We start from the raw sequence: 15,245 nt of genomic DNA, 5'->3' as shown, positions 1-15,245 counted from the left end.
ATCACTTCTTTAGGTTCTCGATCAGTTCTGCGTATTTCGGACTGTTCAAGAAGTTTTCCACTGAAATATGTTCTGCATCCGGACGTTTGTTGCGGGCACGGTCCGTCAGGTTCTTCTGTGTGATGACGATGTCCGCATCATCTTGGATATTGGAAATGGCAGCATTGTCGACTGTGATTTCCGTCAGGCCGGCATCCTTCATTTTCTTGCGCAGCAGGGATGCGCCCATTGCACTGGAACCCATACCGGCATCACAAGCAAATGTGATTTTGTTTACATTGCTGTAATCAAATGAATCGCTGCTCTTATCTGCATGCTGTGCAGCTGTGTCCAACTCTTCGGCAGCTTCATCAGCAGCACCGCCAGATTGGTTGATACCGACTGCAGCAGCAGGTTTCGTACCTTTCATTTCCTTGGACTTTGCAGTTGCTTCTTCGATATCCGTTTCAGTTGCTTTGCTGCTCTTCATGATCACAGCAGAAATCGCGAAGGATACTGCAGCTGCACCTAAGATACCTAGTGCCAAGCCAAGGTAGTCACTTGGATTACCCATCAGGAAGATAGCGATGACACTTCCTGGTGAAGCGGCGGCACGAAGACCGACATCCATCAGGGAGAAGATCAGCGTACCTGTTACACCGCCACCGATTGCCGCAACAATCAAGAACGGCTTCATCAGGATGTACGGGAAGTAAATTTCATGGATCCCGCCGAAGAAATGGATGATCGCAGCACCTGGTGCAGATGCTCTTGCGCTTCCTTTACCAAAGACCATGAAGGCAAGCAGGATTCCAAGACCAGGACCTGGGTTTGCTTCCAGAAGGAACAGGATCGATTTTCCTGCCTCTGCAGCTTGATCCAGACCAAGTGGTGTGAAAATACTATGGTTGATTGCATTGTTAAGGAACAATACTTTCGCTGGCTCTATCAACACGTTGACAAGCGGCAGGAGACCTAGGCCTACAAGCCAGTCAACACCGGATTCCAATACATTAGTCAAACCTTCCAGCAGCGGGCCGACAAAGTAGATGGCGCCGATTGCCAGGGCACCGCCGATGATACCGGCAGAGAAGTTGTTGACAAGCATTTCAAAACCAGAACGTACTTTGGAACCAATATACTGATCAAATAGCTTGATCGCATATCCGCCGAGCGGACCCATTGCCATTGCTCCAAGGAACATTGGGGTATCCGGGGATCCGACGATCGCACCCATGGTGACGATTGCCCCGACGACCCCGCCTCGTATATCGTGGACGAGACGTCCGCCTGTGAAACCGATCAATAGCGGCAATAGATAAGTGATGGATGGGCTGACGATTGCGGCAATCTTTTCATTCGGAAAATACCCATCTGGAATGAATAGTGCTGTGATAAGACCCCATGCAATGAATGCGCCGATATTCGGCATGACCATGCTGCTGAGATACGAACCGAATTTCTGAACTCGAGCGCGGACACTGGCTTTTTCCTGTGCCATGCTATTTCCCCCTTTTATATATGAACGAAATAATGAATAATGTAGTGCTTGCTTCTATCATACGTTCGATGTATGCGATTTCACAACAGAAACAAACACCACATTTGTCACGTGCCTTCCTGCCAACTGTGTCCACTCACCATCCATAGCTTAGGTAAAAGTGTTTATAATATACTGTCGAAAAGAATTATGACACTTTTGTTACTGTTTGCCTTTTATGCTGGAAAAGAAACGTAAATTTTATTAAAAATCATACAGATTCTTCGAATGTATCCGATATTAAGGGTAATCAAACTTTTTAGGAGAATGGAAATATGGATAAATCATCAATCATCGGTGTCATATTGGGCCTGGTTGCTGTTGGAGTAGGTATGGTGCTCAAAGGTGTAAGCCCATCTGCACTTATTAACCCTGCTGCCATACTGATCATTCTGGTTGGTACAGCTGCTTCGGTTACGCTTGCGTTTCCTGGGAATGAGTTGAAACGATTCCCGAAACTGCTTGGTGTTGTATTTAAGAACAAACAGGAATTCGATACAAAAGAGCTTGTCCGTATGTTTTCGGAATGGTCGCAAGTCAGCCGTAAAGAAGGACTGCTTGCATTGGAGAACAGTGCACGTGACGTAGAAGATGACTTTCTTCGTAATGGATTGAGCATGGCTGTCGACGGGGAGTCTCCTGAGTATATCCGCAATGTGCTGAATGAAGAAGTGGATGCATTGGAAGATCGGCATGCAATCGGTGCAGCCATCTTCACACAAGCTGGTACATACGCGCCATCACTCGGTGTGTTGGGAGCCGTTATCGGTCTTATCGCAGCACTCGGTGACATTTCGGATATCGATAAGCTGAGTCATGCCATAGCTGCGGCCTTTGTTGCCACGCTGATGGGGATATTCATGGGATATGTCATCTGTCACCCGATCGCCAATAAATTGAAGCGGAAAACACAGCAGGAAGTTCAGCACAAGCTTTTGATGGTGGAAGGAATCCTTTCCATATTGGAAGGGGAAACTCCGCGGATGCTGGAACAAAAATTGCTCGCTTATTTGCCTGGTAAAGAAAAAGCTGAATTTGGTGAAGCTGAAGCCGAAGAGGAAGTGGCAGTATGAGCCGGAAGCGCAAGCACAAAAAGCATGAAGAACATGTGGATGAATCCTGGCTGCTTCCGTATGCCGATCTTCTGACGCTGCTGCTGGCGCTTTTCATCGTCCTTTTTGCCACCAGTTCGATCGACGCGCAGAAGTTCAACAAGCTTTCTGACTCGTTCAGCAGTATCGTTCATGGCGGTGAAGGATTATTGGATTCCAATACAGGTATGAATCCGAAAAATGAATCCAGCTCCGCAGCAGTCGATCAAAAAGATGAGGAAGAAAAGAAAGAAGAATCCTTAGAAGCGGCAGCTGCTGAGAAAGTGGACCAAGAGAAGGATGAGGAAGCTGCTTTGCAAGCTGCAGAGCAGGAAGAACTGAAGAAAATCCAGGAGAAAATCGAGACTTATATCAGTGATAAGGATTTAAGTAATAAGTTCTCGACCAATCTGACGGATGAAGGATTATTGCTGACAATCAATGATAATGTCCTATTCAATTCAGGCAGCAGTGAGGTAAGTGTCAAGGATGAGGAGATTGCAAAAGAAATTTCCGATTTGCTTGTCATGGATCCGCCACGTGAAGTCATCATCAGCGGACATACCGACGATGTACCGATCAGCACATCGGCTTATAACTCCAACTGGGAACTCAGTGTGATGCGGTCTGTCAATTTCATGAAACTTGTACTTGAGAATGATAAGCTTGATCCGCGCTGGTTCAGCGCCAAAGGTTTTGGTGAATTCAAACCCATTGCCTCCAATGATACAGCAGAGGGCCGGGAGAAGAACCGACGAGTCGAAGTTCTTATCTTGCCGCGTGAAGCTGCAGCAGAATAACAGTCCTATATGGGCTGTTATTTTTTTTTATAGTGTAATGAAAATGCTTACAAAAGAATAGGGAAATAAGGTAGGATTGAGTTAGGGAAATTTGTGAAATACTAGGTATACGCAGGAAAGAACGGAGGAAAAAGCATGATAACGGAAGAATTATTACCACAGCCAGTAGCCGATGCATTCGAGCGCAGCCGCCAGCAGGATGATGAGCGAGCGGATGTTTGTCCTGCAATTTGCAAGGACAGTACCATACCGGACCATTATTATTTTGCATTCATGCCAAGTAATGAGCGTCTCCTTGTAGCAGAGAATGGCAGGATACCCGCGCAGCATGAAGTGGAAGAACTGGCAATACGCTATTATAGTTATATGACAAGTGTCCAGATGATACGCAGATTGACCTCAGACAATGGGGTCAAGCTGACAGATAAACGCTACCATTCATTTCGACAGCTGCTGGAGGCAGTGGAAAATAACGTCATCCGTCTGGCAACAGAAGAAATCCAGCAGGCATTTGCCCGATTTTTTGATTTATTGGATACAATCCAGCAAGAACAGCAGGCAATATTGGAGCATACTGCCGAGGCGGAAAAATTGATGGACGATACGATCAGCAGGGGAGCATTCACAACGGCTGAACAAGAATTGATGGAGCAGCATGTGAACAAGATTGTGCAAGCGCAATATAACATTGCCCAAAAAAAGGAAGAAACAACAGCGAGCCAGGCGGAGGTATTCGAATTCTTTAAAGAGGAAATGTGGCTTGATCTCAAATTGATGACGTATTATGTGCGGCTGCGTGTTTTGAGGCGTGAATTATGGAGTGAAGAAGAGTCCTACATGCAAAATCCTGACAATCCAGCATTGGTGCCGGATTGTCAGGATGAGCAATTCAAAGCATTCATCAAAAATAAGCTGCGCAATGAGAAGGAAGCATTAACGTAAAGCGACAAGCCGCGGTTCGCGCTTATCAAATTGGCAGATATGGGTGAAACCGCATTGCTTAGCAATTTGAGCAGCCTCTTGTATGCCTGCACCAACTGTTTCCGCTTTATGTGAATCAGAGCCGAGTGTCAGGATCCTGCCGCCAAGATCATGGTATAGCGATACGATCTGCGGTGTCGGCAGCGCTTCCCCAAGGGAGCTCCGCAGTCCGGATGTATTTATTTCGATGCCGATGCCGCGCTGTATCGCTTTTTCCAATACAGCGGCGATTTGGTCTTTATACTGCTCGAATACATAAACTTCATGTCCTTCCTGGACAGCATATCGTTTCATCAGATCGATATGTGCAAGCACGTCGATATCCGCATCGGAAACGAGCTTGTACATTTCGGAAAAATAATCATCGTAGAATGTTTCTTCGTTAGCGCGCAGATGCAGGCGCAGTTTTTGGTTGCCGATATTATGAACAGATCCCATGATGAAATCAAATGGGATAGAGCTGAGCTTTTGCTCGTATACATCCATCATCAAATGTGGTTCACAAAGCTCTATCCCCATCTTGATGGTCAATCGGTCACCGTAAGCATCTTGGGAATCCTTGATATCCTGTTGATATTTAGCGAAATCCATATGGCCGTAAGTCGGGGCCACTGGATTTACGGAATAATGCTCGGTAAAACAGATTTCCTTGATTCCTCTGCTGATGGCCTGTTCGCATACTTCTTGCATGACAGCCTTGGAATCGATTGAGTTATTCGTGTGGTGATGGTAATCCATATACATATCTCTAATCTGCCTTCTTTCCGTTTCGTACATTTTAATTATCCACATGTGGATAACAGCCACGGAATAGTATAACAAATTTGATGTATATATGCGATACCAATTATATGAAAATCTGTCTTTAGGCTTTCATCAAAGATTGGATATAAGTGAAGAAGCCGTCATGATCGACATCGAACACCAATTGGATTTCCTTTCCGTCTTTATCCTCATATGTACGGCCTTGTGAAGGTCCATCTGCCTCAACACTCACATAGACAGGCTTTTTCTGTACTAGCGAACTGTTTCCGACAGAGGCAGTCGTAAGTACATCCCATAGATAGTAGGTGGAATTTGTCTCAAAGTGGACAAGAGGCGGTACCGCTGCATAGCTTTGACCGACGAAATCCACACCTTCGTATTGACGGTGGCGCGCCCATTCTTCCCGGATATCCACAGTCAGAGGAACTTGATTGGTACTTTCCAAAGCGACCATATCAATTAGTATGTCACTTTTCCAAACGACGTCCATTGCTTCAGGATCCCAAAAAGCATTCCATTCAGCCGTACCATCGTGTTCCGGCTCTTCCACATTCCCAGTCGGGAGCAGTGTGCCGCCCATCCATACAAGCTTTTCGATATGCTGTACGATGCTTGGATCCATTTCCAAAGCCCGAGCCAAATCAGTCAAAGGACCAATGAAAATAAGCGTTGTTTTTTCTTCTTGTGCTTTCAATTTATCAATCATATCCAGGTGAGCAGGTTTTTCAGCTACCTTGGTGCGGACTGGAAGATGCTCATTCAAAATCGGCAAAGCGTCCACAAAGAAGGCATGCATGCGCCAGTCTTTCGGAAATGGATTTTTGCCGCGGGAAGTGGATGCTGCAATCTCCAATGTATCGGCGTTACCGAAGCGATCATTGATCTTGCGGCTCGCTGACAGGGCAGGCTCCAAATAACTGTCGGCTGGAATGACGGAACAGCCGATAAGACGCACGTTCTCCATTTTCAATAATAGATAAAGTGAAATAAGATCGTCGACACCGCCATCATGATTCAAATAAACGTTTTTCATTGCTATGACTCCCTTTCTTCTATGCTGTCTGACTTTCTTACTATATCATAGAAAGAGAGAATCAATTTTGAGTATTCGCATAAAAGGAGAGGATTTGGATGAAGCTAGTAGCTTATAAAGTTGGCAAAGACCTGCAGCCATATCGGATCGGCAGCCGAGTGGAAGGACGTATCATCGATTTGCAAGGAGCATATAGACAGTATTTGCTGGCAGAGGATGAACTGGATTTGGCAATGACAGTGGAAAGTTTGCTTCCAGCCGATCCGAATGCTTTTTACAGCATGGGACCGCATGCTTTGAAGCGTGCTTTTCGCGCTGAAGCATTTGCACTGGCAGAAGGACTGGAGGATGTGCAGTACAGAACGGAAGAAGTCATTCTTGGACCTCCTGTGCCGCGGCCGGGGAAAATTGTCTGCGTCGGCTTGAACTACCGGGATCATATCGAGGAAATGGGACGTGAGCTACCTGAGTACCCGGTGCTTTTCGGGAAATTCCCCAATGCTGTCTGTGCACATGATCAAGGCGTCTATCATTCGAAGCTTACTGAAAAACTGGATTACGAAGGCGAATTGGCAGTCGTGATCGGCAGAAGGGCGCAGGAAGTAGCTGAAAACGAGGCAATGGACTACATAGCAGGATATACTATTGCCAATGACGTCTCAGCACGTGACTTACAGCGCCGGACACCGCAATTCCTGCAAGGAAAGACATTGGATCGCAGTGCTCCGATGGGGCCGCATCTTGTTACGGCAGAAGAAATCGAAGATGTATCCAATCTTTCGATACGTACATTTGTAAATGGGGAAAAACGACAGGACTCCAATACCAAGAATCTGATCTTTTCGGTTCCGCACTTGATTTCTTTCATTTCCGGCATCATGACATTGGAGCCGGGGGACGTCATCATGACAGGAACACCTGATGGAGTCGGTTTTGCCATGGATCCGCCGCAGTTCCTGAAAAAAGGTGATGTAGTCGAAATCGAAATCGAAGGAATAGGGCAGCTCCGAAATACGATCATTCCCAAGCCATCCCGTTCCTGAAGAAAAGACAGCTCCGCTTATTCGGAGCTGTCTTTATTATTTATTGCTTATTTCCACAGGGAGGCCATTGCTGAGAAATACATCCCGCATTGCCTTCTTTGCCTCTTCAGCATCTTCCCCATATATCTCCAAGCGGAAAAAATCCGACGTGAGTACACTATTGGACAGTCCGAGCATACTCTTGGCATCCACTACTTTATTGTCCATCACTAACACAATACTTGATTTGAACTGATTGGCGGTTTGATTGATATCCACTGCAGCATGAATGAGTGTTTTCTTCGATCGCATAAGTCATTCTCCTTTAACTAACGATTTTGCCATGATAAATTTTACAGCAGCAAGATAAAAGTGCAAGAACAACATGATGTTAGCGCTTACAGTTATACTTGGTAGCAGTATAACATATTATATGGCGAGTGCAACGATTTTTGTGTGCGCATGCATTCAGGACTGCTAAAGTACTGTTCTTTATAATAGAATTGATTATTTTCAAACCTGAAGAAAATCTGAATCACCCATATACGGTCCTATTATCCAGCAATAAAATCCCCAAACTAACTATTGAATAAAAATACATACTAAAGTATAATTACTAACTAATTCATACTTATTCTTAGGAGGTTACGTTCGTGAAAGTCGCAATAATAGGCGGTACAGGTTATGGAGCGGTGGAATTGCTTCGGCTTTTACATATACATCCATATGCAGAAGTGCAGGCAATCATTTCTCATTCCAGTGCGGGCAAATCATTAACATCCTTGTATCCGCACACAGATGGCTTTATCGAGGGAAACATGGAAACATTCGATGTTGCAGCGCTAAAGGAAAAAGTGGATTTTGCCTTTTTTGCAGCTCCTCCTGGCGTGAGCAGGGATTTGCTGCCTCCATTAGCCGATGCAGGCATCCGCTGTGTGGATCTGGCGGGTGATTTCCGTTTGAAGGATCCTTCCGTATACAAGCGGTGGTACAACGAAGACCCAGCTCCGCCTCAATTGCTAGAAAAGGCCGTCTACGGGCTGCCCGAATGGAATAAAAGCTCGATAGCGGAAGCGGATTTTGTTGCGAACCCCGGCTGTTATCCAACAGCATCCTTACTTGGTTTGTTACCGGCTGTACATAACAGCCTGATCAATCCAGCATCGATCATCATCGACGCCAAATCAGGTCTTTCCGGAGCGGGTAAGTCTCCAAGTGCTGTGGCGCATTACAGTGAAATCAATGAAAATATGAAAGCCTATAAGTTAGGCACGCATAAACACATACCTGAAATAGAACAGCTTCTGGCTGAAGCGGGAGGGGCGGCAGCACAGCCTATCAGTTTTTCCACGCAGCTTGTGCCTATGACCCGCGGCATCATGGCTACCATATATGCTGACCTGCAAAAGGACATAACGGAAACTGAATTATTGGAATCATACAAAAATTATTACAGTTCACATCCGTTCGTCCGCCTTAGACAACTAGGCGAATGGCCGGCAACAAAGGAAGTAGCGACAAGTAATTTCTGTGATATCGGTTTATATCTGGACAAACGGACGAATAGGATGACCGTTGTATCGGTCATCGACAATCTTGTAAAAGGAGCAGCAGGCCAGGCCATCCAGAATATGAATATCATGCAGGGCTGGGAGCAGACAACGGGATTGTGGATGCTGCCGGTTTATCCATAAGGGAGAGGATCAAATGATAAAGACAGCACAGTCAGATTATACAGTTATCGAGAATGGAACGATCACTAGTCCAGCTGGATTCCAAGCTGGCGGTGTCGCTATTGGCCTTCGCAAACATAACAAACTGGATATGGGATGGGTTCATTCGGACGTTCCGGCAGCAGCTGCGGGTGTTTATACATTGAACGCTTTCCGGGCTGCTCCGCTTCTAGTGACGGAAGAGAGTATACTGCAAGAAGGCAAGCTGCAGGCAATAGTCGTCAACAGTGCCAATGCGAATGCTTGTACTGGGGAAGAAGGCTTGGCTAATGCCTATCGAATGCGCAAAGCCTTTGCCGATCAGGTCGGAATTGAAGTACAGCATGCGGCAGTGGCGTCCACTGGACTGATCGGTGTCCAGCTGCCGATGGATAAGATCATGGCAGGCATCCAGTCCATTTCAGGAGAAGGGCAAGCAGACGATTTCGCCCAAGCTATCTTGACGACGGATACATGTACAAAGCAAGTGGCTGTCAGTGTAGAAATCGATGGCATGGAAATCACGATCGGCGGTGCGGCTAAAGGTTCCGGCATGATTCATCCGAATATGGCTACCATGCTTGCTTTCATGACGACAGATGCTGTCATTCCGAATGATGCACTGGAGCAGCTGCTGAAGACGACGACAGATGAATCCTACAATATGATCACGGTGGATGGAGATACGAGTACAAACGATATGGTGCTTGTGCTGGCAAACGGAAAAGCAGGCAATGAGGAGCTTAACCCGGTGCATCGGGAGTGGGAGAAATTTTCTGCAGCCTTCCAATACGTATCACAGGAGTTGGCGAAGAAAATCGCGCGCGACGGTGAAGGGGCGACAAAGCTAGTCGAAGTCCGGGTGCAGCATGCCCAATCAGCAGATGAGGCAAGGAAAATAGGCAAAGCGGTCGTTGCATCCAATCTTGTAAAGGCGGCAGTCTATGGTGCTGATCCGAACTGGGGGCGTATCATTACAGCAGCTGGGTATAGCGGGGCTTCTTTCGCTCCGGAAAAAATATCCGTTTGGCTTGGTGATATCATCGTCGTTCAGGAAGGGACACCGACATTATTCGATGAAGCAAAAGCAAGTGGGCATTTGAAGCAGGAAACGGTCATCATCACGATTGATTTGCAGGAAGGAAACGGGGAAGCAACGGCCTGGGGCTGCGATCTGTCATATGATTACGTCAAAATCAATGCTTCCTACCGGACGTGAAGGGGGCTGTGAGATGAATTACCTGGTCATCAAGTGTGGCGGCAGCATCATCGATCGGCTGCCGGAGAGTTTCTATGACGATATCGCAGCCATTCAGCAGCAAGGTAATTGGAAGCCTGTCATCGTGCACGGAGGCGGCAAGCTGATCAATGAATTATTGGAACAGACAGGCGTAAAGACGGAATTCGTCGATGGCCTCCGGGTGACGACAGAAGAAGTATTGGACGTTGTCGAGATGGCGCTAAGCGGTGCCATGAATAAATTTCTCGTCCGGAAGCTGATGGCCCGTACCGATGCTTATGGCGTGAGCGGGTTGGATGGCAAGCTGCTGTACGCAGAACCTGTAGATAATGCAGATAAGCTCGGCCTAGTCGGAAACGTGACAGAGGTGAATATCAGTTTGATACAGCAAATTGTCTCCCAGGGCAATATCCCAGTCATTTCCCCGCTTGCTGGCGGCAAAGGGAATTCCCGCTTCAACATCAATGCCGATTTGGCAGCATCAGCCATAGCACGGGCGCTGCAGGCAGAACTATGTTTTATCAGCGACATTCCGGGCATTTACCGGGAAACAGAAGGACAAAAACAGATGCTGCCGAATGTAACCGACAAGCAATTGAAGCAGATGATCGAGGAAGGACTCATCAAGGATGGCATGATTCCGAAGGTCCGAGCGGCAATGGAAGCTTTGGAGCATGGAGCAAGAAAGGTCACCATTGTCAATGGGCTGGCAGCTGACAGCTTGCTGCAGCTGGTCGAAGGAAAAGTCACAGGCACAACCATCACTCTATCAGAGGAGGCACATCATGTCTGAAACAAATACACTCACATCTTCCGTCATGCCGACTTACAGCAGATTTCCGATTTCCATCACCAAAGGGGAAGGAAGCTATGTCTGGGATGATGCTGGTAAACAATATCTTGATTATACAGCCGGAATTGCTACATGCAATTTGGGCCATGCCCCGGAAACAGTGAAAGAAGCTGTCAAAGATCAGCTGGATACACTTTGGCATTGCTCCAACCTTTATCATATTCCAATTCAGGAACAGCTGGCAGAGCTTCTGACTGTCCATACATTTGCTGATAAAGTATTCTTTGGCAATAGCGGTGCAGAAGCAAATGAAGCAGCAATCAAGCTGGCGCGCAGCTACGCCCAAAAAGTGAAAGGGACAACAGCATTCGAGGTCGTCACATTCAGTCAATCCTTCCATGGCAGGACGCTTGCGACGCTTGCCGCAACTGGTCAAGAAAAGATCCAGAAGCATTTCGCCCCTTTGGCAAAAGGTTTCCGCTATCTCCCGTATAATGATATCGCTGCGCTTGATCAGCTGATCGGACCGGATACATGCGGTGTTTTAGTCGAGCTCGTCCAAGGCGAAGGCGGCGTCATCCCTGCTGATGCTGCATGGATAAAAGAAGTGGAACGTCTGTGCAAGGAACATGATGTGCTGTTCATGCTGGATGAAGTGCAAACCGGCGTCGGACGCACCGGAACGCTTTATGCTTATGAGCAGTATGATGTCGAGCCTGATGTGCTGACGACTGCAAAAGGACTTGCTTCCGGTATTCCGATTGGCGCGATGCTCGCTGGCAGTAAAGCAGCAGCAGCTTTTGAAGCAGGAAGCCATGGCAGTACTTTTGGCGGCAACCCTGTCGCGGCAGCTGCAGGGAAAGCCACGTTGGAAGTGATCACGAATCCTTCGTTTTTGATTGAAGTGCAGGAGAGTGCTGATTATTTCCGTGCGGAACTGGAAAAGATTGCAGCTGAGTCGGGTGCGTTCACCGATGTGCGCGGGAAGGGCTTGCTGCTTGGCCTGGGAACGACAGGTAAAGCGATTGCACTGGTTCATGAGGCCCGCGAGCTTGGCTTGCTCGTGCTGGTAGCCGGGGAACATGTTTTACGCATCTTGCCGCCGCTCAATACGAATAAAGCGGAAATCGATTTTTGCATCGAGACTTTGAAGCAGATTGCAGGTGCATAAAGCAACACGGCACTCATACAATAAATACGATTCCAATCCCTTTGGAGTCGTATTTTTTTGTCATCAAAATCGGTTGTCGAAATTGGATACAATCGTTAAGATAGAAGAATATTAGGAGGTTAGTCATGGGCGTACATTATCTAGAAAAAATCAAAGCTTTCCAGCAGCAGAATGAAAACAGATACCGGATCGTCATTTCCTGTCCCGATCAGCCAGGAATTGTGGCAGCAGTTTCTGAATTTCTTTTTAAGCAGCAAGCGAATATCATGGAATCGAACCAATACACGACAGATCCGGATGGCGGCAGCTTTTTCCTCCGGATTGAATTCGAATGCCAGCAAGATGGTGACACTCGGCTGGAGGACGGGTTCCAGCTGATTGCAGACCATTTCCAGATGGAATGGCAGCTTGTGCGCGTGCGTAATCTGAAAAAGCTCGCATTATTCGTTTCAAAAGAGCTGCACTGCCTGCAGGAAATCCTTTGGGAATACCAAAGTGGGAACCTCATGGCTGACCTGGCGGTGATTGTCAGCAATCATGAAGATGCGCGTGAACTAGCGGAAACATATGGAATACCGTTCCACCATATCCCTGCCAATAAGGATATCCGGCAGCAAGCAGAACGCCAGCAGCTGGAGTTATTGGAACAATACAATATCGACACTGTCATTCTTGCCAGATACATGCAGATCCTTACACCTGCATTCCTGGATAACTATAAAAACAACATCATCAATATCCACCATAGTTTCCTGCCGGCCTTCATTGGTGCGAAACCATATGAACGCGCCTTTGAACGCGGTGTGAAACTGATTGGGGCAACGAGTCACTATGTAACATCCGATTTGGATGAAGGACCGATCATCGAGCAGGATATCCATCGGGTCAATCACAAAGATAAAGCAGAGGATCTGAAACGTGTCGGTCGCCTTGTGGAGCGCAGTGTATTGATGCGGGCGATGAAATGGCATGTGGATGATCGTGTGATCGTCCATGGCAATAAAACGATCGTATTTTAAAGGGGGAAGGGCTTGTGAAGCCGAAGATAACAGTAATCGGCAGTCTGAATATGGACTTGACGGCAACTTCCGTCAAACGTCCGATGGCTGGTGAAACAATACTTGGAGAGCGTTTTGAAACATTCCCGGGCGGCAAAGGTGCCAATCAAGCAGTTGCTGCCAGCAGACTGGGTGCGGAAGTGACGATGATCGGCATGGTCGGACAAGATCCTTTCGGAAATGAACTGATGCACGTGCTGCACCAAGAAGGCGTACGGACAGACCACATCGGAAGAGCAGACACATCATCCGGTGTGGCTGTCATCCAAGTGGTGGATGGTGATAATAGTATCACGGTCATTCCCGGAGCGAACTTTGCGCTGACGCCGTCATCCATCGAAGTAAAACGAGAAGTCATCGCAGCAAGTGACATCGTCCTCATACAGCTTGAGATCCCGATGGAGACAGTCTTGGCAGCTGCAAGATGCTGCAAGGAAGCAAATGTACCATACATATTGAATCCAGCGCCTGCTCAGCAGCTTCCGCTTGAAGTCATCGAACAGGCAGCTTGGATCACACCAAATGAATCCGAGGCAGCCGTCTTATTTGATGATACGGAAAAAGCACTGAAGGAATATGCAGATAAACTTGTCATCACAAAAGGGGAAGACGGGGTCATCTACAGCGGCGGACATGTGGAAGCATTTCCTGTCCAGCCAGTCGACACGACAGGCGCTGGAGATACATTCAATGCAGCACTTGCATTTCAGCTGGCAAGTGGCAGTGCGCTTTCAGAAGCGTGCAGCTATGCCAACGCAGCCGCAGCATTGCAGATTGTTTCGCATGGCGCGCAAGCTGGCATGCCGTTACATGATGAGGTCATCAGCTTTTTGAGACAAAATGGACAAAATCCTTTATAATAAGAAACGCTTGTGTAAATCAGCAGCAAGGAGGAAGACAAATGGCAGGAAGAAACCCTGAAGAAATGACAGACGTAACATTGCTTGGCAACCAAAACAATGTGTACGACTTCGACTATAAACCCGAGGTTCTCGAAACCTTTGACAATAAACACGTGTATCGCGATTATTTCGTGAAATTCAACTGTCCGGAATTCACGACGCTATGCCCGATCACAAACCAGCCGGACTTCGGCACAGTGTACATCAGCTACATTCCGGATGAAAAAATGGTGGAAAGCAAATCGCTGAAACTGTATCTATTCAGCTTCCGCAACCATGGCGACTTCCATGAAGATTGCATCAACATCATCTTAAATGACCTGAAAGAACTGATGAACCCACGCTACATCGAAGTATGGGGCAAGTTCACGCCACGCGGCGGAATCTCCATCGATCCATACGTCAACTACGGCCGTCCAGGCACGAAGTACGAGCAAATGGCAGATCATCGCATGATGAACCATGATATGTATCCGGAGAAAGTGGATAATAGATAAATAAACGAGAACCAGAATTCTATCGAATTCTGGTTCTTTTTATGCGGCGCTTTACCTGTCAGTGTATGTCGAACTATTACTTTGATTGTCGAAAGGGTAGCGAAAATTAGATTTCCGTGTAATATATGAGGTGAAAATACATATTTTAAAGGAGAGGCAAATGTCTAAATTTATTTCAGGCTTTTTTGTGCTAGTGTTGCTGGTTGTCGGATTTGGCGGAAGTGTGAGTGCTGCTGACGATAAGAACTGTCCTGATTTTAACGGTGATGCAGATGCTATTGCGAAATTCTGGGTGGATAATAATTATAGTGCCAGTAATGATCCTCATGGCTTGGATCGTGATAATGATGGGCTTCCTTGTGAAGCAGATCAAGCTGCCATCGATAAGTATAAAGACCAAACACAAACAGACACAGAAGCTAACACTGCAGAAGAAGAAGATAATAATGACACTGCCGCCTCCGCGAACGATGATTCTGATGGATCCACAACGACTGACGAGTCTTCTGCTTCTACAGAGAGTGAAGAAGCAGCTAGTGCACAGCAAGGTGAAGAGCTGCCGAAAACAGCAACGAATACTGGTGTATTGATGTTGATTAGCGGCGGACTTGCGGCTGCTGGTCTTGTAACACTCGTCATTAACAAGAAGCAAAGAGCATAA

General features: G+C 46.9%; 16 protein-coding genes. 12 read left to right on the top strand and 4 right to left on the bottom strand.

The features are described from left to right. Position 1: 1 nt before the first annotated feature. Positions 2-1,480: a PTS mannitol transporter subunit IIBC gene (locus SFC66_RS03065; protein ID WP_411217232.1), complete on the bottom strand. Its 1,479-nt coding sequence runs from the start codon at positions 1,478-1,480 to the stop codon at positions 2-4. Positions 1,481-1,794: 314 nt separating this feature from the next. Here SFC66_RS03065 and motA point away from each other — a divergent pair, with 314 nt between their 5' ends. From motA to SFC66_RS03050, 3 genes are all read left to right on the top strand, one after another. Further along, a complete protein-coding gene (gene motA, locus SFC66_RS03060; RefSeq protein ID WP_411217231.1) occupies positions 1,795-2,592 on the top strand; it encodes a flagellar motor stator protein MotA in 798 nt (265 codons plus the stop codon). Further along, complete coding sequence (motB, locus tag SFC66_RS03055) at positions 2,589-3,410, top strand: flagellar motor protein MotB (protein ID WP_411217230.1); 822 nt, start codon at positions 2,589-2,591, stop codon at positions 3,408-3,410. Before motA ends, motB begins: the two co-directional genes overlap by 4 nt. 135 nt (positions 3,411-3,545) lie before the next feature. Further along, the gene (locus tag SFC66_RS03050; RefSeq protein WP_411217229.1) at positions 3,546-4,352 is read left to right on the top strand and encodes a hypothetical protein; all 807 of its coding nucleotides are present in this window, start codon (positions 3,546-3,548) and stop codon (positions 4,350-4,352) included. Here SFC66_RS03050 and SFC66_RS03045 read toward each other — a convergent pair. Both SFC66_RS03045 and SFC66_RS03040 read right to left on the bottom strand, forming a co-directional pair. Beyond that, complete coding sequence (locus tag SFC66_RS03045; RefSeq protein ID WP_411217228.1) at positions 4,344-5,135, bottom strand: histidinol-phosphatase HisJ family protein; 792 nt, start codon at positions 5,133-5,135, stop codon at positions 4,344-4,346. The genes SFC66_RS03050 and SFC66_RS03045 overlap by 9 nt on opposite strands. A 121-nt stretch (positions 5,136-5,256) precedes the next feature. Continuing rightward, positions 5,257-6,189, bottom strand: a complete 933-nt coding sequence (locus SFC66_RS03040; protein ID WP_411217227.1) for a nucleoside hydrolase — start codon at positions 6,187-6,189, stop codon at positions 5,257-5,259. A 98-nt stretch (positions 6,190-6,287) separates the two neighbouring features. Between SFC66_RS03040 and SFC66_RS03035 the strand changes: the two genes are divergently transcribed. Then, the gene (locus SFC66_RS03035) at positions 6,288-7,232 is read left to right on the top strand and encodes a fumarylacetoacetate hydrolase family protein (protein WP_411217226.1); all 945 of its coding nucleotides are present in this window, start codon (positions 6,288-6,290) and stop codon (positions 7,230-7,232) included. A 36-nt stretch (positions 7,233-7,268) separates the two neighbouring features. On the opposite strand, the gene SFC66_RS03030 is transcribed toward SFC66_RS03035, so the two are convergent. Continuing rightward, on the bottom strand, positions 7,269-7,523 hold the full coding sequence (locus SFC66_RS03030) for an HPr family phosphocarrier protein (protein WP_038563758.1): 255 nt from the start codon (positions 7,521-7,523) through the stop codon (positions 7,269-7,271). Between the two features lie 341 nt (positions 7,524-7,864). On the opposite strand from SFC66_RS03030, the gene argC reads away from it, so the two are divergent. From argC to SFC66_RS02990, 8 genes are all read left to right on the top strand, one after another. Next, on the top strand, positions 7,865-8,905 hold the full coding sequence (gene argC, locus SFC66_RS03025) for an N-acetyl-gamma-glutamyl-phosphate reductase (protein ID WP_411217225.1): 1,041 nt from the start codon (positions 7,865-7,867) through the stop codon (positions 8,903-8,905). Positions 8,906-8,918: 13 nt separating this feature from the next. Further along, complete coding sequence (argJ, locus tag SFC66_RS03020; RefSeq protein ID WP_411217224.1) at positions 8,919-10,142, top strand: bifunctional glutamate N-acetyltransferase/amino-acid acetyltransferase ArgJ; 1,224 nt, start codon at positions 8,919-8,921, stop codon at positions 10,140-10,142. A 13-nt stretch (positions 10,143-10,155) separates the two neighbouring features. Continuing rightward, on the top strand, positions 10,156-10,956 hold the full coding sequence (argB, locus tag SFC66_RS03015; RefSeq protein ID WP_411217223.1) for an acetylglutamate kinase: 801 nt from the start codon (positions 10,156-10,158) through the stop codon (positions 10,954-10,956). Further along, entirely contained in the window at positions 10,949-12,127 is a 1,179-nt protein-coding gene (gene argD / locus SFC66_RS03010; protein ID WP_411217222.1) for an acetylornithine transaminase, read from the top strand. Before argB ends, argD begins: the two co-directional genes overlap by 8 nt. 125 nt (positions 12,128-12,252) lie before the next feature. After that, positions 12,253-13,146, top strand: coding sequence for a formyltetrahydrofolate deformylase (purU, locus tag SFC66_RS03005; RefSeq protein WP_411217221.1), 894 nt, complete (start codon positions 12,253-12,255; stop codon positions 13,144-13,146). 14 nt (positions 13,147-13,160) lie between these two features. Next, complete coding sequence (rbsK, locus tag SFC66_RS03000) at positions 13,161-14,045, top strand: ribokinase (protein ID WP_411217220.1); 885 nt, start codon at positions 13,161-13,163, stop codon at positions 14,043-14,045. A gap of 41 nt (positions 14,046-14,086) precedes the next feature. Then, entirely contained in the window at positions 14,087-14,584 is a 498-nt protein-coding gene (gene queF / locus SFC66_RS02995) for a preQ(1) synthase (RefSeq protein ID WP_411217219.1), read from the top strand. A 160-nt stretch (positions 14,585-14,744) separates the two neighbouring features. Continuing rightward, complete coding sequence (locus SFC66_RS02990; RefSeq protein WP_411217218.1) at positions 14,745-15,245, top strand: LPXTG cell wall anchor domain-containing protein; 501 nt, start codon at positions 14,745-14,747, stop codon at positions 15,243-15,245.

It is taken from the genome of Terribacillus saccharophilus (assembly GCF_046592895.1).
Classification (GTDB): Bacteria; Bacillota; Bacilli; order Bacillales; family Amphibacillaceae; genus Terribacillus; species Terribacillus saccharophilus_D.
Note: the sequence above shows the minus strand (reverse complement) of the source record. Positions and strands in the feature narration are given on the sequence as shown.

Bases quoted from the DNA above. Each gene is read 5' to 3' on its own strand.
- SFC66_RS02990 (WP_411217218.1), top strand. From the start codon at position 14,745: ATGTCTAAATTTATTTCAGGCTTTTTTGTGCTAGTGTTGCTGGTTGTC.
- SFC66_RS03050 (WP_411217229.1), top strand. From the start codon at position 3,546: ATGATAACGGAAGAATTATTACCACAGCCAGTAGCCGATGCATTCGAG.
- argB (WP_411217223.1), top strand. From the start codon at position 10,156: ATGAATTACCTGGTCATCAAGTGTGGCGGCAGCATCATCGATCGGCTG.
- motA (WP_411217231.1), top strand. From the start codon at position 1,795: ATGGATAAATCATCAATCATCGGTGTCATATTGGGCCTGGTTGCTGTT.
- SFC66_RS03065 (WP_411217232.1), bottom strand. From the start codon at position 1,480: ATGGCACAGGAAAAAGCCAGTGTCCGCGCTCGAGTTCAGAAATTCGGT.
- purU (WP_411217221.1), top strand. From the start codon at position 12,253: ATGGGCGTACATTATCTAGAAAAAATCAAAGCTTTCCAGCAGCAGAAT.
- queF (WP_411217219.1), top strand. From the start codon at position 14,087: ATGGCAGGAAGAAACCCTGAAGAAATGACAGACGTAACATTGCTTGGC.
- SFC66_RS03040 (WP_411217227.1), bottom strand. From the start codon at position 6,189: ATGAAAAACGTTTATTTGAATCATGATGGCGGTGTCGACGATCTTATT.
- motB (WP_411217230.1), top strand. From the start codon at position 2,589: ATGAGCCGGAAGCGCAAGCACAAAAAGCATGAAGAACATGTGGATGAA.
- argJ (WP_411217224.1), top strand. From the start codon at position 8,919: ATGATAAAGACAGCACAGTCAGATTATACAGTTATCGAGAATGGAACG.
- SFC66_RS03045 (WP_411217228.1), bottom strand. From the start codon at position 5,135: ATGTATATGGATTACCATCACCACACGAATAACTCAATCGATTCCAAG.
- SFC66_RS03035 (WP_411217226.1), top strand. From the start codon at position 6,288: ATGAAGCTAGTAGCTTATAAAGTTGGCAAAGACCTGCAGCCATATCGG.
- argD (WP_411217222.1), top strand. From the start codon at position 10,949: ATGTCTGAAACAAATACACTCACATCTTCCGTCATGCCGACTTACAGC.
- SFC66_RS03030 (WP_038563758.1), bottom strand. From the start codon at position 7,523: ATGCGATCGAAGAAAACACTCATTCATGCTGCAGTGGATATCAATCAA.